Source organism: Pseudanabaena sp. FACHB-1998 (assembly GCF_014696355.1).
Classification (GTDB): Bacteria; Cyanobacteriota; Cyanobacteriia; order Pseudanabaenales; family Pseudanabaenaceae; genus Pseudanabaena.
The window spans coordinates 55,709-76,453 of sequence record NZ_JACJQA010000041.1 but is presented as its reverse complement, the minus strand read 5'-3'; the positions used below and the strand labels follow the sequence as shown (position 1 = coordinate 76,453).

Genomic DNA, 20,745 nt, shown 5'->3' with positions numbered 1-20,745 from the left:
TTTATTGGGGAACGAAAGGTGAGAGGTGGGTGGATTTCTAGAGAACATCAGTTAGCAAAAGCAAAGGAATAAGTGCTAGCAATCGTAAGACAGTGGATATAAAAAATATACTAAAAATGCCTTCATAATGGGCGCTTTGGGCTAAAAGCCCACCTAGAGTCGTTCCCAAGGCGCTACTTATACCAGTTAAGGCGGACACTAATGCGAAGAAAATGGCGTGATGTTGAATGGGAGCCGCCTCAATTTGAATGTTATTACTTCCTAAATCAATCGCTGCCCAAGAGCCGCCAAGAAAAATATGGAAAATGACTAAATAAATCCATAGTTGGGAATGAACTTCGGTTACACCTGTGAATAGCCAAAATAAAGGCGTAATAGCGATCGCTAATCCTGCAAATATTAATAACTGGCGATTGCCAACGCGATCGCTTATTCTGCCCCAGACTAAGAGCATTAGCATATTTGCGCCACTACCTAAACTGCTGAAAAGCGTTACCCAAGTAATATCTATACTCAGATTTTCCAGCATATAGAGGTTAAAAAATGGTGTGCTGAGATTAACAGCAAATCCCCATAGGGAAAAATAGATTAAGAGAATAACCAAATTACGATTTTGATAGAAAAGGAATTTAAATTCCTTGGCAATAAATTCTTTGTTTATAAACAAAGAATTTATTGCCAAGGAATTATTGGGATCTTTATATTCCTCTTGGCAATCTGATTGATATTTTTGAGGGTTGATATCAATCATAAAATGCTGGCAAATCAAGCTTGCCACGCCTGCTAAGATACTAATTCCTAAAACAATGCCATAACCTGCGATCGCCCCTTCGTGCCAATGGGAAATAATAAAACTAGCAATAGGTAAACAGAACAGACTGACGATATTCCCCACCACATTGCGAATACTGTAATAGCGACCACGCAGTTTTGCGGGAACTAGTGCCGCTAACCAACTCATCCAAGATGCACTCCCTAAAGCCGAGAGAATGCTCGAAAATCCGACTAAAGTTAGAGTCACATAAACTAATTGCTCAGAAATATGGGAATTAGTCCTTCGCAAAATAAGCGGAACCAGTAAGATTAACCAAATTAATCGTGAAGGCAAAAAAGTCCATATGCCATAATCATGACGACTACTTGAGCGATTGGATAGTAAGGCTCCGAGGGGTTGTAATAGATTGGCAAGCATGGGGAATGAAGCTAACAATCCAATCTCAAAAGGATTCGCTCCCAAATTCAATAAAAAACTACTGAGTAATACTCCTCCTGTCACATTACTAAAAATCGTCGATAAACCACCATCAATTGTTGAAGCTTTGAGGCTATTTCGCACAGAGATGCGGACTGCTGGAATTGTCTTTTCAGCTAAATTTTCAGCCAAACCTTCAGATAAATCTTCTACGTAGGACAATAGAACTCCTATGCTTCAATGATTACGCGGATATTGCCACGTTTTTTATTGACCCGACAGGCGGTAGTTTCATCGTAGCGTTCAAATTCTAGATCGAGTAAGGTTTGTCCAATTCGTAAATTCTGGATTGACAGGTGATTAATGGAATCCAGCAAGCAGGGATCGATTATATGAAGTTGATTGCTATTAGCATTAGGAACAAAATTAACCATAATCGAAATTAGTTGAAAAATGGTTCCTGTTGCCCAAGCCTGAGGCGAACAAGCGACTGGATACTGCACTGGCGAAGTAAATCCATTGTACTCATAGCCACAAAAGAGTTCAGGTGGTCGGTGATAGGGTTGGGAAATAGTCATATCGATTAAGCCTTTAGCAATTCTTAGTGATTGTTTCACAAGACTATGCGATCGCATTCCAAGGGCGATCAAGCTATTATCGTGGGGCCAGACAGAACCAACGTGGTATCCCATCGGATTATAGGCTGGAGAAAGATTGCTGAGGGTACGAACTCCCCAGCCGTTATACATGTCAGGCTCATTTAGTCGCGCGGCAACTCTCAGCACTTTTTCGTGATCGAAAATGCCTAAATGCATACAATGACCCGCATTAGAGGTAATACTATCAATGGCTTTTCCCTCACCATCTAGAGCCAGAGCGCAATAGTCCTGTTCGGGCATCCAAAAATCTTTATTGAACCGTGATTTTAGTTCCTTTGCTTGCGCTCGCCAAAGTTCAGCTAAATCGAATAATTGCCTTTTCTCAGCCAATTCACTCATTCTAATCTTGGCAGCATAGACATATCCCTGTACCTCACATAAAGCGATCGGTCCCTTCGCGATTTCGCCTTTACTATTGACAATACAGTTTTCTGAGTCTTTCCATCCCTGATTGACCAGCCCTTTTGCCGAGGAGCGATGATAGTAGAGATAGCCAGTTTCTTTGCAGTTGCGATCGATCCAAGCCATTGCCGACATGGCATTTGCCCATAGCTGATCGATGGTTGTTTGGTCAGCAGTCCAAGCATAGTATTCGGCATAGAGCATTAACCACAGAGGTGTGGCATCTACCGTTCCATAGTAAGGATTGTGCGGAATTTCATGACAACGCGCCATTTCTCCCAATCTAATCTCATGGAGAATTTTTCCCCTCTGTTCATCCCGCCATTCATTATCTTCTTTACCCTGAAAATGCGCCAAAATCAACAAAGTATCGCGGGCGATCGTTGGATCTAAAACGAGCGTTTGAGAAGCGGAAATAATTGAATCTCGCCCAAACAAAGTTGAGAACCAAGGCACACCTGCGGAAAGGAAATTATTCTTTTCTGAAGTTTGCCTAAGCAGATAAATGTCCTGTACGGCACGATCGATCACCTGATTTAGCGATTTATTATCCGTTTGAATACGCGTGATTTGTTCCATCCACATCTTTTCGTCTAGTAGCTCTTCAGCTTTCGCTTGAAAAAAAGTATCAGGGACATTTACCACTGACGTGGGACGATTATTGGTAAATAAATGAATCCGATATCCCAACGTAATCGCCTCATGGGCGGCTAAATTAAGTTGCCAAACTCCTGTATAACCTAAGATTTGATCAGGTTGGCGCGAATTAAACTGGATTCTTGATTCCATTAATGATCCATCTAGTCCCTCATAGGCAAGCACTATTTCTTTAAATAGAGTTTCTGCGGATACTTTCTCTAAGTTGGGTAGATAGCTTAATAAAACTCCTCTTTTCTCTCGTTTTGCCCCCCTTACTTCAAATAAGTCCTGAAAATCAGCATCAAAGCTCAAACTGAGCGTAAAATCAACTGGATAAGTGTTGTAATTAGTTACTTGAATTTCTTCAAATAAACCACCTTTAATTACAATTTCCCGACGAATTCCAATCGTTTCTGAGAGAATTTGCTGACCCTCGGAATTATTGATAACAGGATTAGAACATAAAACCGACATTGCAAACCCTTTATGAGCCGTACTACTAAACGAAATAGGCGATCGCCCATCAATTTGTAATTCTAGACGGCTCAAAAACCTTGTATCACGGCAAAATAAGCCCATGCTGTCCTCAAAGCCGCCACTACGGCAGCTAAGGTCAGAGATATTTCCTAAAGTATCGGTAATAAGGAATAAATCATCATCTTTTAGAGTCAGCGTGGAAATTGGATGCTCACCAATCAAACATACCCAAGGGGCAATTTGAGTTTTATTTATGGGAATATATGTCCTTCCATCTACTTCAATAATGTTGGGTTCAGGTATGATTGATGGGTTTGTATTAGGCATATTATTAAGTGGATATTATTAAGTGGATATACTGAAAATAATTATTTTAGGTATTAGAGCGTGTTTGAGAAGTTTTTTACCCCCTCTAACTCCCCCTTGAAAGGGGGAGGATTCAAGTTTCCCCCCTTTGAAAGGGGGGATTAAGGGGGGTAAAAGCAGAAATTTATGCTAGATAGGAGACTTCTCAAACACGCTCTTAGGACGCATAACCAGAAAACAAGTTGCGGCGCTTCGCACCACAACTCGCTTCTTGGGTTTTAATTTGTCCTAATATCAAGTAATCTAAGCCGATCTCGTAATACTTGGCATTTTGTAATTCCACGCCTGCTCATGCATAATCGATCGCGCTAACACATGACGATAGAGTTCACTCAACTGAATAGTAACTCCTGTCCAGCTAAAGCGTTGATTCACATTCGCTGATGCTTGCTTTCGCATTTTTCTAACCCACAATTCATCAAACAAAATTCGATGAATACCATTAGCAAAAGCGACGACATCTTTAGGCGGTACTAGCAAACCCGTCTCTTCAGGAAGGATAGTAAAGGTCAATCCGCCAACATTAGAAGCCACCACAGGCACACCACAAGCCATCGCTTCAATTGCGACCAGTCCAAAGGGTTCATAGTGACTAGGAATTACGCAAACATCAGCCGCCGTATAGTAAAAAGGCAAAATATCATGTCCGATTCTACCCGTAAAAACTGTGCTATCTCGCAGCCCTAATTCATCGACAATGTGTTCAATCCTCTCTCTCTCATCACCATCAGGCATATTTGCGGAACTGCCACCCACAATCACTAACTTCAGGTGTGGTAGATCGTATTCCTTGAGGAGAGCGAAAGCTCTCACCAATGTCTCAATTCCCTTACGCTCATCAAATCGACCAACATAGAGAATAATTTTTTCTTGACTGCCAAATTTTAATTTGGCACGCGCCAAAGCTTTAGAGGTTAATCGAAAGTTGTTAGTATCAGTCCCACAGGGAATGACTTCAATTTGACCTTGAGTAGAAACAAGCGATCGCAAAGTTTCTTGTTCCTGCGGACTAGTTGCGACTACACAGTTAGCTCGTTCTAAAATCTCGCGTTCAATTTTCAATCGAGTATTGGCAATTTGCGGAGTTTTTGCCCGATCCTGATATTTAACCGCTCCTAAAGAGTGATAAGTATGTACCAATTGAATAGCACTAGTCTTTTGTAATTCCATTCCCGCCCAAGCGGATAGCCAATAATTAGTATGGACTAAGGGATAATTCAAGCCTTGAGTCCTTTGAAAAGATTGAAAAGAACTCACAAATTCTGGCATATGCCCAAATAATTGATCTCTAGGGATATAAGTTTCTGCCCCTGCTTGAAGTCGGATGGTGCGGCAATGGGGCGTATGCTGCACAATGTCCTCATCATCTGCATTAACCTTGCGGGTAAACATATCTACATGCCAACCCAAAGATGCAAGGGTTTCACCCACATGGCGGACATATACATTTTGTCCACCTGCCTCTTCGCTCCCAATTTCGGCCGCAGGATCAGCGTGATCAGAGATGAGGGCGATCGCCTGTCTATTTAAGCTCAACATGATATTTCTATCCTTTAATTTGAAAATTCCTAAGTTATAGCGGGTTCTATTTTGACTGCAAAAAAATAGAACCTTTAAACTCTTACGGTGATTGTTTTTTCGATTTATCAATGAGTGCCTACTCATTGATAAATCGATATAGTGAAGTCCTTACTTCTTTAGAGCTATCAAATTTTGGAAATTTAGAAGCACTTTCCAAAATTTGAGAGTTTTTATTGCATTACCAAATCGCGTTTCTGTCCATTACGAGAATACGCTGATCCTATAATCTTCTGATATACCGCTTCATAGCCATCTGCCATCCGCTTGGCAGTGAAATTTAGCAATACATGCTCTCGACATAGAAATCTATCTAGCTTTTCAGCCGAGGCGATCGCATCGATACACTCATCAACACTACGACATAGAAATCCACTTTTACCATGAGCAATTACTTCAGATACAGAGCCTAAATTCATGGCAATTACAGGGGTTCCTGTCACCATGGACTCAATCATTACCAGTCCAAAGGGTTCTTTCCATGTGATAGGGAAAAGCGTTGCCACAGCTCCACCCATAAGCACACTTTTTTGTTGATGATCTGCTTCACCGAGAAATTCAATTTGTTTATCACCAAGGTGAGGCAAGATTTGTGTCTCAAAATATTCTAAATCCACTGCATCCACCTTGCCAGCCATCTTTAGATGCCAACCAGAGCGTTTAGCAATCTCAATAGCTAAGTGCGCTCCTTTTTCAGGGGAAATGCGTCCCAAAAAAGCCAGATACGCTGGACGCTCTGGCTGCGGATGGAATTTATAAGTACTCGTATCAATACCGTTGTATATGGTAGATACATAGTTTAAACCTAGGCTATCATCCCTTTGGGAATTGGAAATACTAATGAAGGGTTGTGTTCGGACATGGGTAAATAACTTCTCATTATCGGGAGTAAAAATCCCGTGTAGAGTATGTACTGTCGGTGTTTTTACTAAATTTGTGTAAGGTAGTGCGACACAGCCAACATGGGAATGAATGATGTCAAATCTATCCGCATTCTCATATACTCGACTCATATTAAGCATGTCATAGATATTAGGATCTTTGACAGTAGTATCTAAACGTAAAGCTCTGGGATGTACAGATTCTAATTTAGCGGAGGTTTTGGAATCTCCTGAAGCAAATAAAGTAACATCGTGACCGCGACTGACTAGTTCTTCGGTTAGCAAACTGACTACGAGTTCAGTGCCGCCATAAGCGGGGGGAGGAACCTGTTCCCATAGTGGGGCAACTTGGGCAATTCTCATTATGAATCTCCTGTCTATAAATTTGTTCGCAGGCGATGATAACGACTAGTTCTAAAGTTAGTTATCTTGACAAGTATTTGAGCGTCATTAAAATCAGAGTTAAAACCTGTGAAGCAAGCTGTGCGTGCGTCGCGGATTTTTAAGTTTTGTATTTAATTGCATCTAAGTACCTATAAGAAATACTATAATTAAGCCACGGTTGAAATCATGTATAACTAAATTTTCGGATTGCATAAGTTGTATAGGATTGTCTTAAAACTTCATACATTCTTTCTTTTAGTCCCTATTTTGTCGAAACTGTGCTTGAGTAAAGTCTGTGTAGGCTTTGCGTAGTCCAGACAGATTAAAAAAAGCTTGCTTTGCAAGCTTTTTTTTAATCTGTCTAGCTAGGACGGAGAATGTCATTAATCTCGTAGGGCAGGAGATTATAGTCATTTTTGAATAGATAAGGCAAGTGATATTTTCTTTGGATATTTTTATTTGCGACCAATCCATTTTGAAGCGATCGCACCTACAACTGCGCCCACTACAGGATTGCTGAGAAATTTGACTACTGCGGGTTGATCAGCTAGAACTTCATGGAAAATATCAGGATGGGAATGGTAGGTAAATCCTGCTAGTTTGGCAACATCATCAGGGGTCATGCGGCTGGGATCATGACTGGATAGACCTAATTGCTTTTCTAGATCGCGATTACCTAGACCTCTCTTTTTGAGCTGACTAAATAGCTCTCTGGCTACATCATCTCGCTGACTGGGCTGAATCTTAGCAAGAGCTTGCTGCAATTCTGGCTCCATTTGTGCTGAAGAAATGCGATCGGGCTGGAAAAAATCACTAAATATATTACGACGTTCTTCACGGGAAGACCTTTGAGCAAAATTATCAAAATCCGTAAAGTTTTCTGACTCATCAGGGAGAGTTTCTCTACTTCCTCCCGATAAATCTTGCATGACTTGACGCTTATATTCATCACTAGTATTTGGCATAGCTATTTAGAACTCCATTAAAAATAAAAAAATTATGCGTCCAAGGCGGCGCAAAGCGCCGCCTTGGACAGCCTTTCAAATTAAGAAATGATGTTATGAGAAAGTTCTCAAGACCCTCACCCCTAGCCCCTCTCCCAAAAGGGGAGAGGGGAATCAGAAATTAGTCTTACTCCCCCTCTCCTTTAATGGGAGAAGGGGCTTGGGGGGTGAGGGCGATATTCATTCCACATAACATCTGTTAAGAAATGGCTACGCCATTTCTTAATTTGGTATTAAGTAGTTCCTGCTTGATCCCAAGCATCGCGAACTGCATCCTTGACTTTATTCCAAGCTAGTCCTGTGCCACTCTTTTGAGCTAAGAGAGCTTCATAATCTCGCTTGAGTTCAGTTTCCGCTTCATCAAAGCTTTTGCCCAAATAGCGATCGCATCCTTCATGTCCTGTCTGATAGGCTAACTGATAGTCTTCATAGTTAGATCCTTTCTCAACATACCGACAAGAATCATAATTCTGTCGCCAGTAATTATCATCGAAGTTGGCAATGGTTAGGGTTTGAGTACTCATGGTTATCTCGATAAAAATCTAGGTGGATCATGCGGAATTAACTTGCTTGCTGATAATCAATTTGTTTAGACTGATAATCATAGCGAGCCGTTAAAATCAATTTTTTGTCAGGAGCATAGATTAAAACGGTTAAATCTTGATTAGGAAAAGTATTCCGAAAGCCTTGGGTTAGGGATTGAGTTAAGGGCTTTACATCTCTAGGTAGAACTTGAGGGGAAATGATGACCCCTAATTTATTACCGTCGCGTACATAGGCATCCTTAATTAAGCCTTTGCTAGTCTGCATCACCCAAGCGCCATAATCTTGCCCTGCGGCAGAATTGCCTCGCGCAATTTGACTGTAATCTGAACTTTGATTGAGATTTACGGGATTAGAAGCTTGAGGAGATCCACAAGCAGTTGTGAAAGTCAAAACCACCATTAAAGCGATCGCTATTATGGTGGTTCGAGCATAGCGAAAAATGTTCATCTGTTTGTCCATTAATTTTCCAAAATCGTAATGGAGAATTCTCTTCATCCACTTTTTATACCAAATCAATAAATGGCGCAGCCATTTATTGATTTGAAAACCCTGAAAGGGTTTGGTTTTTGATCTGAATAAGGAGGCTTAGCTACCCGCTCTTCTCTCAGCAAAGTATTTATTTAAGAAAGTACTACAAAAAGAGAGAACGATAGGAGCAAGGATGAAAGCCAATAAGCCGTTCATCGTAAATCCTGGAACGATAATGGATGCTATCCATAGCAATATGCCATTGAGGATAAATGAAAACAATCCTAAGGTAATGAAAGTAAGAGGTAGAGATAAGACTTGCAGAATTGGTCTAATGAAAGCATTTACAAAACCAATAACGATCGCTGCGAGTAATGCCGAAGGAAAGTTGGAAATATCCACCCCCGGAACAATGATATCAACAATGAGAAGCCCTAAAGCAGTCGCTAGTATGGTCAGAAAATATCCAATCATGGTTTTTAACCTCGAGTAATAGTAAGGTGATAGTTAAGAGAGAAAGCGAACAAGCAAATCTAATTACTTGCCTGTTCGCCCTGTTTAGAGATTGCCCAAACAGCATGAATAATGCCAGGAACCCACCCTAATAGAGTTAGCCCAATATTGATTAATAGCGTAAGGCTGAATCCGTAAGCCAGAAAAACGCCAAGGGGTGGAAGAAGAATGCCGAGAATTAGTTTCATAGTTGATTACTCCGTAAGGAATTTAGTGTTTTTGGTAGATGTAGGGGAGGCATTGCTCCCCACATCCCCGATACGTTTTTTGTAGATGTGGGTGGGCATTGCCCACCCACATCTACAAAAAACGTGGTTTTGAAATTAGCGCTTAGAAACAGAATCTTTACCTTTCCACATTTCTTTTAAACTCTGCTTGATCTGTTCCTCTTTACGAGCAACTACCGAACCAAGTTCGCCCAAATTGTTCTCAATTTCGGTCTGTTTTTGTTGCAAAGGGATCACTCCACTGGCTTCTGCTTCAACTTTTTTATGGTCATACCAAGTTTTTGCTTTTTCCCATTGCTGCTTAATTTCTTGATAGCGATCGCCATAACGATCTGCTAACTTCTCATCGAGATTTGTCAGTTGGGACTTGAGTTTGAGGTACTGCTCTTGCAAAATGCCTAACTCGTGATGCTCTTGATAGGTATTGACCGCTAGATGAATTTCTTCAGAATCAGTATCTGGTAATTCCACGGTCTTGATATCCATCATGATGGCGCTGGATTCACGATCTAACTGTTCCTGCTGTTGATCCAATTGAATTTGAATCGCCAGTAATCTTTCTCGTCGCTCGGCGATCGCCTGTTGACGCTGCTGAGTACTTCCTGCGATCGCTCCTTCAATAGAAGCAGTAATTTTTTCTGACTTTTCCTTTCCGCCTCCCTTTAAATCAGCTTTTAAATCACCAATTACTGTAGAAATAGCATCTTTGACAATCAAGCCAATCTCATCGGAGCCTTCTTTTAGCTCAGCGACAGTTTGAGAAACTGCATCTTTGACTATTTCTCGAATATGTTCCGCCCGAATCTTGCCTTGGCTCTTGGCTCTGTCGAGATTGGTTGTAATCTTTTCTTTAACTAGATTAGACATAAGTTAACGTTTCCAGTTTGTAGATGGGATTGAAACAAGGGCTTACCATAATGCGCGTACTGGAGCAGATGGCTCATTTGTGGTGGTTGGAGCAGATGGCTCATTTGTGTTCGCTGGAGCAGATGGCTCATTTGTGGTGGTTGGAGCAGATGGCTCATTTGTGTTCGCTGGAGCGGTTTCTTCCATAGGTTGAACAGGAAAGGATGAAGTTAAATTTAGGATGGGGGTAACTAATGCTAGTACTTCATCTTTAGTGGCGTAGCCATCAAAAGCATCCTGATTAAAGGGAATCGGAGAACCTTGGCGATTCTCATTGTAGATAACTTCTCTATTACTAGCGTTAGTGGAGATCCAAGGACGGACAGATTCTCCTAGTAAAGTCTCCCGTAAGAATCTGATACCCGCAGCATGGCGAGCTTCTACACTATGAATTGCCAAAGCTGCCGCTAAAACTGGCTTGCCAGCATCACCTGCGGCAAGTAAGTTCTGTACTTGTCCTTTGTAGGCAGCTACGCCCAAATCTTCGACATATTGCCCAGCCAATAGGAAATCCCTAGGGTTAGCGAAGGGATCACGACCTAAGATCGCACTGTAGTTAGGATTTGTAGGGATTTTAATTGCTTCAGGATCTCCACCAATAGAACGTAGGGCGGCGGACAGATCGGTTACATGATTGGCTTCGTCTTCACCATAGGAAGCGATCGCATCTTTGGCAATTTGAGGCGCAGAGGCTAATCCTCCATTCATCGCTGCCATTGCCGCCCGTTGATAAAAGTCAGCTTCCAACTTCTCTAAGGTAAGCGCATATTCTGCTACTTGTCTAGGGCTTAAAACTGAACTCTGAGCGTATGCTGACGGGATTGGACTAAAAAATAAAAATCCGCATAGAAAAGGAATAAAAGCAAAGCAAATCTTTAAAGAAAATAACGCTGTATCAGCGACATTCTTAAAATTATCGAAAATAATTTTAAGTTTCATTCTCAACGTAAGGGGGTAAGTGATCATATTGGCGGTATCCTTCGGTATGAGTGTATTCACAAGTGTGGTGTCTAGCTAACGAGAGTGCCGCCAATAGGATTGTTAAGTACTTTTAGAGAACTCAATATCGCTACAATCTGTTTAGGCGTATACAGCTCGTCGTAAGCCTTACCTTTAAATAGATTGAGAGTGGGATTCAGGTTGGCATTATTAATTAAGCGATCGCGATCGGGTTCCGTGGTTGGCTTATTCAATAGCGCTCTTATTCCCGCCGAGTGTCGAGCTTCAACAGAGACAATCGAACCAGCCGCAAGGAGAAATGTGGGATTAGTCATACTCATACCTGCACCGTTATAGGCATGTACGCCCAAGTCTTCGAGCGTAACGGCAGCATTCAAGATGCGATCGCGGTTACCGAGAATGTCATTAAGGCTATAGGCATTAAAACTTAAATCTTTTGTTTCAAATAGAGCTTGATTTCCTAAAACATCGCGAAGGAATTTCACATGGGAAGATTCCTGAGCGCCTAAATATCTTATATATTCAAGTTCTCGACTATTGGTAACTTTGCCCGAACTAACTACGGCTGCATAAAAAACAGATTCTAGTTCTTCTAATAACAAAGCAAAGTTAAGAATGCCAATATCATTAGCATTAAAGGTGAGCATCTTGCCAGCAATGTTTGACTGAGCAGAGATTGCTTGAGGCATAGCCCCAATTGCTATACCGCCAATTCCATAAATCCCCCATTTGATTAGGGAACGACGAGAGGTAGAAGGCATCTTCTCGCTAATCATAGTTAATCTCTCCTAAATAGTGACGGATATAATCGCAGTAGCTGAAGCTGAAGCCTATGGCTTACGCCATAGGCTTTTTAGGACTTGCACCCAAACCCGATCGGGTAGCGCAAGTCCTAGAAGATCTATTGGGAAGCTGCTACTAGTCGCTGATCTTGAATCTTGCTCTTGGCAGTCTGAAAATCTGTCGCCAGTTGTTTCTGTTGGTCGTCGCCAAAGCTGCTACGAATCCGAGGGAACATTTCTTTCTCCTCTTCTAGCACATGGTCGTTTACGGCTGTCGATAGAAGCGCTACCGCAGCTTTAAAGGTCACTGTATCATTACAGTTCATCGCCTTGATTCGTTCAAGGGTTTGCTTCATTTCCGCCTGTTCGTCATACAACTTTTGAACGCTATTGTAGTAGGGACGTACAATTGGATAGACAACCTTCTCTTCGGCTTCAGAGTGGGCGCACAAATCTTGGTAGACTTGACCGAAAAATTCCTCTAGCTTTTGAGGATCGTCGGTGGCGGCAATCTGAGAAAACAGAGAGTATACCTTGGCGTGATCTAGACGAATCACATCACAGATATTTACCTCATGATCGTTGCGAGTGATGAGACTACCCGCAATGCCACTCAGAGCGGCGATCGTATCTTGGACTCTTGACCACAGCCCACTGTCAGAGGGCTTGCCCGTGAGTTCCAGAGTGCTGAGAGATTCTAGAATCCCTTTGAGCTGCTCTTCATGTCCACGATTTTCAAAGTTAACCGCATTGAGAGGGGCGATCGCTACGGCGATATCGGCTCCCACTACTTGACCAGCCTTGTGAACGAGAACTCCTGCCATTGCCTGAGTATGTTTAAGAAGCTCATGCTTGGCTACTTTATCAAACAACGATAGATCGGAGTCTTGCATCATCTTCCCGACTTCTTCGATCTCTACCTGCATTGTCGAGTTTGGCTCAGCCTTAATTCCATACTGAACAATGACATTGTCGATGATGCCTAAGTTCTTCTGATCATCCCTGAGAAATCCTTCTAAACGATTAGTGATTTCTCGATCAGGACAAGCTGAAATCAAACTTTTTTCATTGGCAATGAGCAAGTTTTGGGTTGCTTTCATGTCTGCCAATTTGACCGCGATCGCAGTACGTTTGTTGTCTTCGAGTGTTACTGACATTGATGTTAATCCTTATGTATAGTTAAGAGACAATTACTTCTCTCTATAAAAATCATGACTTTTGAATGTCCAACTACTTGAACGACTTGATGAACTTGCTTCACTATGAAATAAAAAGTAATAGAACTCACGCTCTACGATGTCTTATCTTCAGATTGGGAAGTAGTCAACCAAATGGTTTTAGCGAGGAATTGCCTTAGCCGCTCGATCCCACGCATCTTTTACTGCATGTTTAGCTTGTTCCCAAGGCAATCCTGCATGGTGATTGTTCTGATAATCACGTTGCAAATCGGTCTCAACTTCGCTGTAACTCCGACCATCTTGACCATAGCGATCGTAGCCTTCATAGCCAGTACGATAGGCGGGTTGATAATCTTCGTAGGTTTTATCTGGCTCAACATAGGTACTGGAAGTATAAGTCTGTTGCCAATCATTTTCTTCAAAAGTAGGATTAGCTTGCTCAGCCACATTCTTTCCAGCTAAGCCACCGACTACGGAGCCGATCACCGCACCAACTACTGCACCTACGGGGCCACCAACTGCACCACCGATAACTGTGCCTACAGTGCCAGCGCCTGCGGCTCCCACGCCTGTCCCTACAGGATGGGCTCCTGTTTCTCCAGAAATCGGATCACGGTTCGCGTCAGTTTCCGTACTAGGGTTTACATCTCTATCATTCATTTCTATTTATCCTCTAAAATAATCTATTTACAAAATCTATTTACAACTTGTACAAAATCTAGAAATAGAAAGTATTTTTCTTACTTCTAGGACTTACCCATCGGATAGATATGACATGGGTTTTGCTCTCGTTATATCTACCCAAACTTCGTAAAATGGCAATTTTTAAAGGAGCAGATATTCCTTTGAAAATTGCTATAACGGGTAATTAAGAAGTTCTATTAACTAAACGGACACCGTAAAGGAGAATCACTGCGCCAATCGTAGCTACAAACAAGCTACCGATTAAGCCACCACCTGTAGAGACTCCGAAGGTATTAAATAGGAAACCACCTAACAATGCGCCGACAATACCAACAATAATATCGCCCAGCACACCGAAGCCACCACCGCGAACTATTTGACCAGCTAAGGCTCCGGCTACTAGTCCGATCAAAATAAACCAAATAAATTCCATACATTTTTCTCTGTTTATCTATTTAAAATTGAGGGGAATGAACGAACAGTCATCGCCTTGCAATGACTGTTCGTTTACTGTATTTACTGTCCTAAGAAGTTTTGGGCAGAATCAATAACTTCATCGACTTTGTTACCAGCTTGATCGGGTAAGCCCTTGGCTCCATTCTTAACTTCGTTAGCGCCATCGTTTACCACCTCTTTGGTTTTCTCGACACCTTCACTAACTTTGCCTTTAGCGTCCTTAGCCATGTCCTTAGCTTTACCAAGATTTTCCTTGGTACCTTCTTTCACATTTTTAGCTAAGTCTTTAGCGCGTTTTTCTGCTTCTTTGGCAAGGTCTTTAGATGTGTCCGCTAGTTTGTCAATCACCTTGTCGGTTCTTCCATCGCGAAGATCGCGACCGATTTCCTTAGTAATACCTGCGGCTTTGTCGATCGCCATGTCTGTTTTGACACCTTGCGTTACTTTGTCCACTTGATCACCAAAGATATTAGCCAAGGGAGATGCGATCGCCCCAGAACTAAAGAATGTCACTTGTAACATTAGAACCAACGCGAAACTGCAAGCCAAAAGGAATCCTTTCTTGATACTATTTAGTACCGCAGTAACTGGAGTCTCAAAATGATTGGCTTTGCCACTGTATAAGATATGAACCATTTGTTTTACCTAACGTTTTTTGTGTGGTTTCATGAGTCAACATTCAAACTAACAGGCGATTGTTTGATCTCATGGTTAGGTAATGTATAAATTGAGTGAATTGCACTAAAAGTAGATAAATCTTTACTATAAAATCTTCCAACCTTCTAAATTTTGACTAGATTAAAAAGTATTTATTATGTGCGTCATATCTTTTGATTATATTTTTGGCGATCGCTACTAAAAAATCATCCAAACACTTTTATTAAATAATTAGGCATAATTAAAAACATGCCCAAAAGCTATAAATCATACTGTACTTCTATTACAGTGTTTAGATCTTTATATTTAATTGCATCTACCTACTTAGAAAAAAAGTGATTACTGTAACAATTTAAATAGTTTTAACCCATTTCATGCAACTCATTCAGTTTTTTATATTTGTCTATACACGATTTATGACATTCAGGTGTAAAGATAGTTGCAATGAGTAAATTACTGATTGATATTCTACTCATTAAATGGAATCAAGCTTAAATATTTAAGTATCTCAGTATAGTTAACAACCGAATCTAAGACCTATCTCCTTCCATAGACATAGATTTTCAGATTTGATATTTAACTGAGACTACTTACTTAGTCAGCCTTATATCTACATAAATTACACAAAATAATTGAGTGTCAAATTATGTTTTTTCACAAGAAAGATCCCATTCATACCGTTCAAGTAGATAAGGCTAATCCTCGTTTTGCACAACTCTTACTAGAACAATTCGGTGGAGCCACAGGCGAACTTTCCGCAGCTTTACAGTACTGGGTGCAATCATTTCATATTGAGCTTCCAGGCATCAAAGACATGTTGCAAGACATCGCTATTGAAGAGTTTGGTCATTTAGAAATGGTAGGCAAGTTGATTGAAATCCATACTAAGGATGTCGATCAAACGGAAGCCTATAAAAGCACTCTTTTTGCTGTGAAAGGCATGGGACCACACTTTCTGGATAGTCAAGGCAGCGCGTGGACTGCTAACTACCTAAATGAAGGCGGCGATGTTGTGCGTGACCTCAGAGCTAATATTGCGGCTGAGGCTGGCGCTCGGCAAACCTACGAAGCTTTGATTAAACTCGCCACGGATGATGGAACTTTAAAAACATTGCATCACCTGCTGACTAGAGAGATTTCTCATACGCAAATGTTTATGAAAGCTTTGGATTCTCTCGACAAGTTAACTGATCCTTTCTTTGGGAATATTCAACCTGACGAAACTGTGAAGCTTTACTACAACCTATCAACGGACGGCAGTGGTAAAGACGAAAGAGGTTCTTGGAATTCAGAGCCTGACTTTGATTACATTGAAGATCCCCTAAAGCATTCATCTAAATCAGTTTCTAAGTAACTAGTGTTTCTGCCGCCGAAGGCGGGAAAAACACCATTCAAAACATCTTCTGAATAACTAGTATTTCTCTCGCCTTCGGCGAGAGAAATACTCTTCAAAACATCAATTCATTAACGGAGAAAAGATTATGATCGGACAAAACAGACGTGCTACAGGTACATTTTCGACTCACCGCGAAGCTGAATCAGCATTGGGTGAATTGAGAAGTAGCGGATTCAATATGGATCAAATTTCGATCATTGGCAACAATGTCAATAACAACTCCGATATGTCTGGCGCTCAAACAGGCGAAAACCTCAAGGATCTGGACAACAAAGCCGATGAAGGCGCTAAGAAAGGCGCTGTTTCAGGTGGTGCGGCTGGAGGACTTACGGGCTTGCTCGTAGGTTTGGGACTGGTCGCCATTCCTGGAGTTGGCCCCGTGATGTTGGCTGGTGCGGCGGCGACGGCTTTGGCGACGACTCTCACTGGTGGTGCGATCGGTGCTGCGGCGGGTGGTCTCGTAGGAGGCTTGGTAGGTTTAGGTATTCCTAAAGACCGTGCCAAAGTCTATAGCGATCGCGTAGACCAAGGAGATTACTTGGTAATGGTTGACGGCAATGATCAAGAAGTTCGCCAAGCTGAAGAGATTTTCCAACGTCACGGTATCCGTGAATGGGGTATTTACAATTCGGATAGTGCTTCTACGAGAACAGGCGAGACTTCTTTGAGATAAAGCACCCTGTGCCTTCTTAAAATTCAGAGCAATTTTAAAAATTGCTCTGTAAGTAGCTAGGCAAAATTAAATATAAAAACCCAAGACCTGTGGCGCACGCTGCGCGTGCGCCACAGGTCTTGGGGCTAGCTACTTACTAACCCCCTACTAAACAGACTGTAATCAATTAAGGAATTCTTGCTATGAATAGAAAAATTACTTCCCTGCTGCTAACTAATTTTCTTTTAGTTACAGTGGTAGCCTGCACCGATGCTCGAACTTCCGCTGATGCTCCTAACCCAAACTCCAACCCTACTAGTGGCAGCACTTCATCGCAGAATACTCAATCGACTAGCAGCCCCAGCGCTTCACCACAAAACACTCAAGCGGCTGCAAATGATGCTCAAGACGAAACTCGCAAGAGGCAATTGGAATCAGATATTCGGGCGCGTGAGCAACGCACGGGTGACTCCACAAATCGACCAGATACTGATCTGGCGAGTGAAGTTCGGAGCAAATTAGAAGGTAATATTCCTAAAGGGAATTTAACTATAGAATCCAAAGACGCAAATATTGTCGTCTCAGGCACTGTTCCTTCTATGGCTGAACTTGATAAAATCAAGGCTTTAGCAATGGAAATCAAGGGTGTTAAAACCGTCACGATTAAAGCAGTAGCTACTTCGCAGAATAATTAATCCTAGAAGGATCGGTGTAAGCCACCATTTCTTCTTTGGAAAAATCAATTGAGAGAGTGCGCCCCTTTGGGGCGCACTCTCTCAATTGATTTTGTAACAGATTGTTTCTTAATAAACCAATTAAATCAAATCATTCACGAAGTCAATCATTAGGCTGACAAGGTATAGATCTAGAAAATTTTTCATTTTTCTAGACAATTAGAAACTGCGAGGAAATATATGCCTAGACTTGTAGGAAAGAAAAGTAATTCTCTTCTGTATACGGGCTTAGCTGTGTTGATAGCTGGTGGTGGAGTGGTAGCACTAGAATATTTTGGAGTGATTGACTTCATCCCTAATTTTGGTAAAGAAACTGAAGTAAGAAGCACTTATACTAACCAACCTGCAAAAAACACCAAACCTATCAATTAAGGTTGACTTTCACCAAATTTAGGAGAATATCTAAAATGCGTAATGGCAAAGGAATGATTGGGAAGCCTATAGTCGCCTACGACTCTGGGGAAGAGTTTAAGACCATTGTCGATTTAATCTTTGATCAAGAAAAGAACCAGCTATTAGGTTTCCTTGTGGATGAAGGTGGATGGTTTAGCAATGCGTTGGTACTACCTTTGAGCAAAATTCAAGCGATCGGTGCTGATGCTGTAATTGTCTCTTCTAGGAATGCTATAGATTCTGCTGCGGAATTTCCTGCAATTCAAAGCATTTTAGAAAGAGATAACATCTTAAAGGGTACAAGAATTATGACCGTTGATGGTCGTGATTTGGGAACAATGGTAGACCTTTATTTTGATGATACTACGGGCGTGATCGAAGGATATGAGGTGTCTGGAGGCATTTTTGCAGATGCTTATTCTGGGCGCTCTTTTGTGCCTGCCCCTGACACTCTTAAAATCGGTGAAGATATTGCCTTCGTTCCTTCGGAAACTGCTGACCTAATGCAAGAGCAAGTCGGTGGAATTAGAGGTGCGATGCAAACAGCCAGTGGCAAAGTGCAGGAAATGGCTCAATTTACAGGAGAGAAAGCTCAAGAAGCTGCTCACTTTACAGGCGAAAAGTTTCACGAAGCTACTCAAATGGCGAGTACAACCTTTACAAATGCTGTTGTGAATCCTGAAGAGCAAGAGGCTTTTGTATTAGGAAAAGTTGCTCAAGAAACTATAGAAACGAATGACGGTATACCTTTAATTCGCGAAGGACAGGTTGTTACTCAAGCGCATATTCTGGCGGCTCGAAACTGTAATATGATTGATAATCTCTATCATGCGACAGGTGGCAGTGTCAAAGATCGATTAGGAGAAAGATTATCTGGAAGTGTCGCAGGTATCGGTGCAAATATTGGCATTGAACAAGCGCAAGGACGGCGAGTTAACAAAATGATTTTCACGCCTGAAGGTTCAGTAGTGGCAGTGGAGGGACAGATTGTCACTTCACGAGTAATCGAAAGAGCCAAAACTCATCATCAAGAACAAGCCTTATTGGAAGCTGTTGGTTTAACTACAGGTGATGCTTTGAGAGTTACTGGGTCTAATGTCGGACAACAGGTTAAGGATGGCGCTAAGGGACTATGGGAGCAGGTGAAAGAAACTGCTAGTAATCTCCAAGATCATGGTAACCAAGCCATTGAAGATAAGAGAATTAAAGGTGCTTTGGGTCGTCCTGTAACTCGCGTTATTCTCGATCGCAATGATGAAGTAATCCTCAATGTCGGGGAATTAATTACCCACCAAGCGATCGCTATTTCGCGTGATGCGGATGTTTTGGAAGTCTTGCTGGATTCTGTTTATACAGACACACCTACTCTATCTTTAGAGGATTTACGCGCTCCTGACGCTGGTAAAGCGGCTCTAACTTAGAGTTATAACAAATTAAGAAAGGGCAAAGCCATATCTTAATTTGTTAGGCGTAGCTAAACCTGTAGCCTGTGACCCACAATGTGGGTCACAGGCTACAGGTTTTAGTTTTTTATATTTATTGCGCCTAGCCATTTAGCTGTTGCCATTTTTCTTAAAAAGAGGAGTGGCGGCGCTTCGCGCCGCCACTCCTCTTTGGGTTATCTATCTCTTTAGGTCAATATTTAAGAAATACTCATGCAAATCAGACGTTCTCAAAGGTTCTGCAACCCTATTTCCATCATGCATATGTAATTCTATTGGAAGTCGAAAGACTAAACAAATTTTTGAATTTTGGAGAAAGAACTATGCAAACTAATACACCACAGGCTGAAGCCGCAAAAGCAATGAATCGTAACGCTTGGATTGCAGGAATCACACCGCAAGCAGAACTCTGGAATGGTCGCTTAGCCATGATTGGCTTTGTATCAGCGATCGCGATCGAGCTATTTACCCATCAAGGCGTTCTCCATTTTTGGGGTATCTTAGCTTCAGGAACAGTTCCAGTTTCATAGAGTAAATTTTCTGGGCTATTAAGGTTTATTTCTTAATCAATCAACTCATTCAAGAAATCAAACATGCTCTTGTAATAGTAGCCTGAGAAACGTTTTACGATGCTAATTAGACTTAGGAGAAACTCTATGAAACTCATTCAACTTTTTAAGCGGTTACTAGTTATAGTTGCTGTTTTGGTATTGGTGACATTTGTAAATGTTGCACCAGTGAGCGCTGTTCAAAGTGACACAAATCAAATCATTGACAACCTCCCTATGCCCAACATTCAGAAAAAATCTGAAGATATATTAAAAACTAGTCCCTACGATACTAATCCAGAATATACATCTGGGGATGGGTCGAATCAAGGTTTAAATGAGGTTCAGGGAACTGCTGATTTCGACAAAATGAATCGTAGTCGGAATGAGAAAACCCCTCCAATTGTGAAGCAAGCAGAAAAAGCTTTTAACAAAGTGGGAGACAAAATGAGTTCGGCTGGCGAAGACACTAAAAATGGTGTAGATAGCGCTTTAGATAAAGCTGGAGATGCCATCAACTCACTTACTGGGAAAGCATCTGATGCGGCAGAATCCATCAAAGACAAGATTAAATCTTAACCCAAATACAAAAAGCGGTGCAAAGTACCGCTTTTTGTCTAA

At 41.6% G+C, this 20,745-nt stretch carries 23 protein-coding genes; 7 read left to right on the top strand and 16 right to left on the bottom strand.

Annotated features, from left to right (window positions below; translation table 11 throughout):
• Positions 1-37: 37 nt before the first annotated feature.
• From H6F42_RS17015 to H6F42_RS16940, 16 genes are all read right to left on the bottom strand, one after another.
• The gene (locus H6F42_RS17015) at positions 38-1,414 is read right to left on the bottom strand and encodes an MFS transporter (RefSeq protein WP_242018490.1); all 1,377 of its coding nucleotides are present in this window, start codon (positions 1,412-1,414) and stop codon (positions 38-40) included.
• 8 nt (positions 1,415-1,422) lie between these two features.
• The gene (locus tag H6F42_RS17010) at positions 1,423-3,696 is read right to left on the bottom strand and encodes an amylo-alpha-1,6-glucosidase (protein ID WP_190400558.1); all 2,274 of its coding nucleotides are present in this window, start codon (positions 3,694-3,696) and stop codon (positions 1,423-1,425) included.
• A 282-nt stretch (positions 3,697-3,978) separates the two neighbouring features.
• On the bottom strand, positions 3,979-5,274 hold the full coding sequence (locus H6F42_RS17005; RefSeq protein WP_190400557.1) for a glycosyltransferase family 1 protein: 1,296 nt from the start codon (positions 5,272-5,274) through the stop codon (positions 3,979-3,981).
• A gap of 212 nt (positions 5,275-5,486) precedes the next feature.
• Positions 5,487-6,557, bottom strand: coding sequence for a glycosyltransferase family 4 protein (locus H6F42_RS17000; RefSeq protein ID WP_190400556.1), 1,071 nt, complete (start codon positions 6,555-6,557; stop codon positions 5,487-5,489).
• 476 nt (positions 6,558-7,033) lie between these two features.
• Positions 7,034-7,543: a hypothetical protein gene (locus tag H6F42_RS16995; protein WP_190400555.1), complete on the bottom strand. Its 510-nt coding sequence runs from the start codon at positions 7,541-7,543 to the stop codon at positions 7,034-7,036.
• A 272-nt stretch (positions 7,544-7,815) separates the two neighbouring features.
• Entirely contained in the window at positions 7,816-8,106 is a 291-nt protein-coding gene (locus tag H6F42_RS16990) for a hypothetical protein (protein WP_190400554.1), read from the bottom strand.
• Positions 8,107-8,143: 37 nt separating this feature from the next.
• Positions 8,144-8,575 carry a hypothetical protein gene (locus tag H6F42_RS16985; RefSeq protein WP_190400591.1) on the bottom strand — a complete coding sequence of 144 codons (432 nt, stop codon included), beginning with the start codon at positions 8,573-8,575 and terminating at the stop codon, positions 8,144-8,146.
• 138 nt (positions 8,576-8,713) lie between these two features.
• Complete coding sequence (locus H6F42_RS16980) at positions 8,714-9,070, bottom strand: phage holin family protein (protein ID WP_190400553.1); 357 nt, start codon at positions 9,068-9,070, stop codon at positions 8,714-8,716.
• A gap of 59 nt (positions 9,071-9,129) precedes the next feature.
• A complete protein-coding gene (locus H6F42_RS16975; RefSeq protein ID WP_190400552.1) occupies positions 9,130-9,297 on the bottom strand; it encodes a YqaE/Pmp3 family membrane protein in 168 nt (55 codons plus the stop codon).
• Positions 9,298-9,432: 135 nt separating this feature from the next.
• The gene (locus tag H6F42_RS16970) at positions 9,433-10,203 is read right to left on the bottom strand and encodes a histidine kinase (RefSeq protein ID WP_190400551.1); all 771 of its coding nucleotides are present in this window, start codon (positions 10,201-10,203) and stop codon (positions 9,433-9,435) included.
• A gap of 42 nt (positions 10,204-10,245) precedes the next feature.
• Positions 10,246-11,181: a ferritin-like domain-containing protein gene (locus H6F42_RS16965; RefSeq protein WP_190400550.1), complete on the bottom strand. Its 936-nt coding sequence runs from the start codon at positions 11,179-11,181 to the stop codon at positions 10,246-10,248.
• Between the two features lie 71 nt (positions 11,182-11,252).
• Positions 11,253-11,978: a ferritin-like domain-containing protein gene (locus H6F42_RS16960; RefSeq protein ID WP_190400549.1), complete on the bottom strand. Its 726-nt coding sequence runs from the start codon at positions 11,976-11,978 to the stop codon at positions 11,253-11,255.
• A gap of 125 nt (positions 11,979-12,103) precedes the next feature.
• Positions 12,104-13,141, bottom strand: a complete 1,038-nt coding sequence (locus tag H6F42_RS16955; RefSeq protein WP_190400548.1) for a hemerythrin domain-containing protein — start codon at positions 13,139-13,141, stop codon at positions 12,104-12,106.
• Positions 13,142-13,321: 180 nt separating this feature from the next.
• On the bottom strand, positions 13,322-13,822 hold the full coding sequence (locus H6F42_RS16950; protein ID WP_190400547.1) for a hypothetical protein: 501 nt from the start codon (positions 13,820-13,822) through the stop codon (positions 13,322-13,324).
• Between the two features lie 208 nt (positions 13,823-14,030).
• Positions 14,031-14,279 carry a GlsB/YeaQ/YmgE family stress response membrane protein gene (locus H6F42_RS16945; RefSeq protein ID WP_190400546.1) on the bottom strand — a complete coding sequence of 83 codons (249 nt, stop codon included), beginning with the start codon at positions 14,277-14,279 and terminating at the stop codon, positions 14,031-14,033.
• Between the two features lie 83 nt (positions 14,280-14,362).
• Complete coding sequence (locus tag H6F42_RS16940) at positions 14,363-14,938, bottom strand: YtxH domain-containing protein (protein ID WP_190400545.1); 576 nt, start codon at positions 14,936-14,938, stop codon at positions 14,363-14,365.
• A gap of 667 nt (positions 14,939-15,605) precedes the next feature.
• On the opposite strand from H6F42_RS16940, the gene H6F42_RS16935 reads away from it, so the two are divergent.
• The 7 genes from H6F42_RS16935 (at position 15,606) to H6F42_RS16905 (ending at position 20,703) form a co-directional block, all read left to right on the top strand.
• Positions 15,606-16,313: a manganese catalase family protein gene (locus tag H6F42_RS16935; RefSeq protein ID WP_190400544.1), complete on the top strand. Its 708-nt coding sequence runs from the start codon at positions 15,606-15,608 to the stop codon at positions 16,311-16,313.
• A gap of 127 nt (positions 16,314-16,440) precedes the next feature.
• Complete coding sequence (locus tag H6F42_RS16930) at positions 16,441-17,028, top strand: general stress protein (RefSeq protein ID WP_190400543.1); 588 nt, start codon at positions 16,441-16,443, stop codon at positions 17,026-17,028.
• Positions 17,029-17,210: 182 nt separating this feature from the next.
• On the top strand, positions 17,211-17,702 hold the full coding sequence (locus tag H6F42_RS16925; protein ID WP_190400542.1) for a BON domain-containing protein: 492 nt from the start codon (positions 17,211-17,213) through the stop codon (positions 17,700-17,702).
• 219 nt (positions 17,703-17,921) lie between these two features.
• Positions 17,922-18,113, top strand: coding sequence for a hypothetical protein (locus H6F42_RS16920; protein ID WP_190400541.1), 192 nt, complete (start codon positions 17,922-17,924; stop codon positions 18,111-18,113).
• A 35-nt stretch (positions 18,114-18,148) separates the two neighbouring features.
• Entirely contained in the window at positions 18,149-19,555 is a 1,407-nt protein-coding gene (locus H6F42_RS16915) for a PRC-barrel domain-containing protein (RefSeq protein ID WP_190400540.1), read from the top strand.
• 290 nt (positions 19,556-19,845) lie between these two features.
• On the top strand, positions 19,846-20,106 hold the full coding sequence (locus H6F42_RS16910) for a chlorophyll a/b-binding protein (protein ID WP_347272326.1): 261 nt from the start codon (positions 19,846-19,848) through the stop codon (positions 20,104-20,106).
• Between the two features lie 126 nt (positions 20,107-20,232).
• Positions 20,233-20,703 (top strand): hypothetical protein, encoded by a 471-nt coding sequence (locus H6F42_RS16905; protein WP_190400538.1) that lies wholly within the window; start codon positions 20,233-20,235, stop codon positions 20,701-20,703.
• The last annotated feature ends 42 nt before the right edge of the window (positions 20,704-20,745 follow it).

Bases quoted from the DNA above. Each gene is read 5' to 3' on its own strand.
- H6F42_RS17010 (WP_190400558.1), bottom strand. From the start codon at position 3,696: ATGCCTAATACAAACCCATCAATCATACCTGAACCCAACATTATTGAA.
- H6F42_RS17005 (WP_190400557.1), bottom strand. From the start codon at position 5,274: ATGTTGAGCTTAAATAGACAGGCGATCGCCCTCATCTCTGATCACGCT.
- H6F42_RS17000 (WP_190400556.1), bottom strand. From the start codon at position 6,557: ATGAGAATTGCCCAAGTTGCCCCACTATGGGAACAGGTTCCTCCCCCC.
- H6F42_RS16995 (WP_190400555.1), bottom strand. From the start codon at position 7,543: ATGCCAAATACTAGTGATGAATATAAGCGTCAAGTCATGCAAGATTTA.
- H6F42_RS16990 (WP_190400554.1), bottom strand. From the start codon at position 8,106: ATGAGTACTCAAACCCTAACCATTGCCAACTTCGATGATAATTACTGG.
- H6F42_RS16985 (WP_190400591.1), bottom strand. From the start codon at position 8,575: ATGAACATTTTTCGCTATGCTCGAACCACCATAATAGCGATCGCTTTA.
- H6F42_RS16980 (WP_190400553.1), bottom strand. From the start codon at position 9,070: ATGATTGGATATTTTCTGACCATACTAGCGACTGCTTTAGGGCTTCTC.
- H6F42_RS16975 (WP_190400552.1), bottom strand. From the start codon at position 9,297: ATGAAACTAATTCTCGGCATTCTTCTTCCACCCCTTGGCGTTTTTCTG.
- H6F42_RS16970 (WP_190400551.1), bottom strand. From the start codon at position 10,203: ATGTCTAATCTAGTTAAAGAAAAGATTACAACCAATCTCGACAGAGCC.
- H6F42_RS16965 (WP_190400550.1), bottom strand. From the start codon at position 11,181: ATGAAACTTAAAATTATTTTCGATAATTTTAAGAATGTCGCTGATACA.
- H6F42_RS16960 (WP_190400549.1), bottom strand. From the start codon at position 11,978: ATGATTAGCGAGAAGATGCCTTCTACCTCTCGTCGTTCCCTAATCAAA.
- H6F42_RS16955 (WP_190400548.1), bottom strand. From the start codon at position 13,141: ATGTCAGTAACACTCGAAGACAACAAACGTACTGCGATCGCGGTCAAA.
- H6F42_RS16950 (WP_190400547.1), bottom strand. From the start codon at position 13,822: ATGAATGATAGAGATGTAAACCCTAGTACGGAAACTGACGCGAACCGT.
- H6F42_RS16945 (WP_190400546.1), bottom strand. From the start codon at position 14,279: ATGGAATTTATTTGGTTTATTTTGATCGGACTAGTAGCCGGAGCCTTA.
- H6F42_RS16940 (WP_190400545.1), bottom strand. From the start codon at position 14,938: ATGGTTCATATCTTATACAGTGGCAAAGCCAATCATTTTGAGACTCCA.
- H6F42_RS16935 (WP_190400544.1), top strand. From the start codon at position 15,606: ATGTTTTTTCACAAGAAAGATCCCATTCATACCGTTCAAGTAGATAAG.
- H6F42_RS16930 (WP_190400543.1), top strand. From the start codon at position 16,441: ATGATCGGACAAAACAGACGTGCTACAGGTACATTTTCGACTCACCGC.
- H6F42_RS16925 (WP_190400542.1), top strand. From the start codon at position 17,211: ATGAATAGAAAAATTACTTCCCTGCTGCTAACTAATTTTCTTTTAGTT.
- H6F42_RS16920 (WP_190400541.1), top strand. From the start codon at position 17,922: ATGCCTAGACTTGTAGGAAAGAAAAGTAATTCTCTTCTGTATACGGGC.
- H6F42_RS16915 (WP_190400540.1), top strand. From the start codon at position 18,149: ATGCGTAATGGCAAAGGAATGATTGGGAAGCCTATAGTCGCCTACGAC.
- H6F42_RS16905 (WP_190400538.1), top strand. From the start codon at position 20,233: ATGAAACTCATTCAACTTTTTAAGCGGTTACTAGTTATAGTTGCTGTT.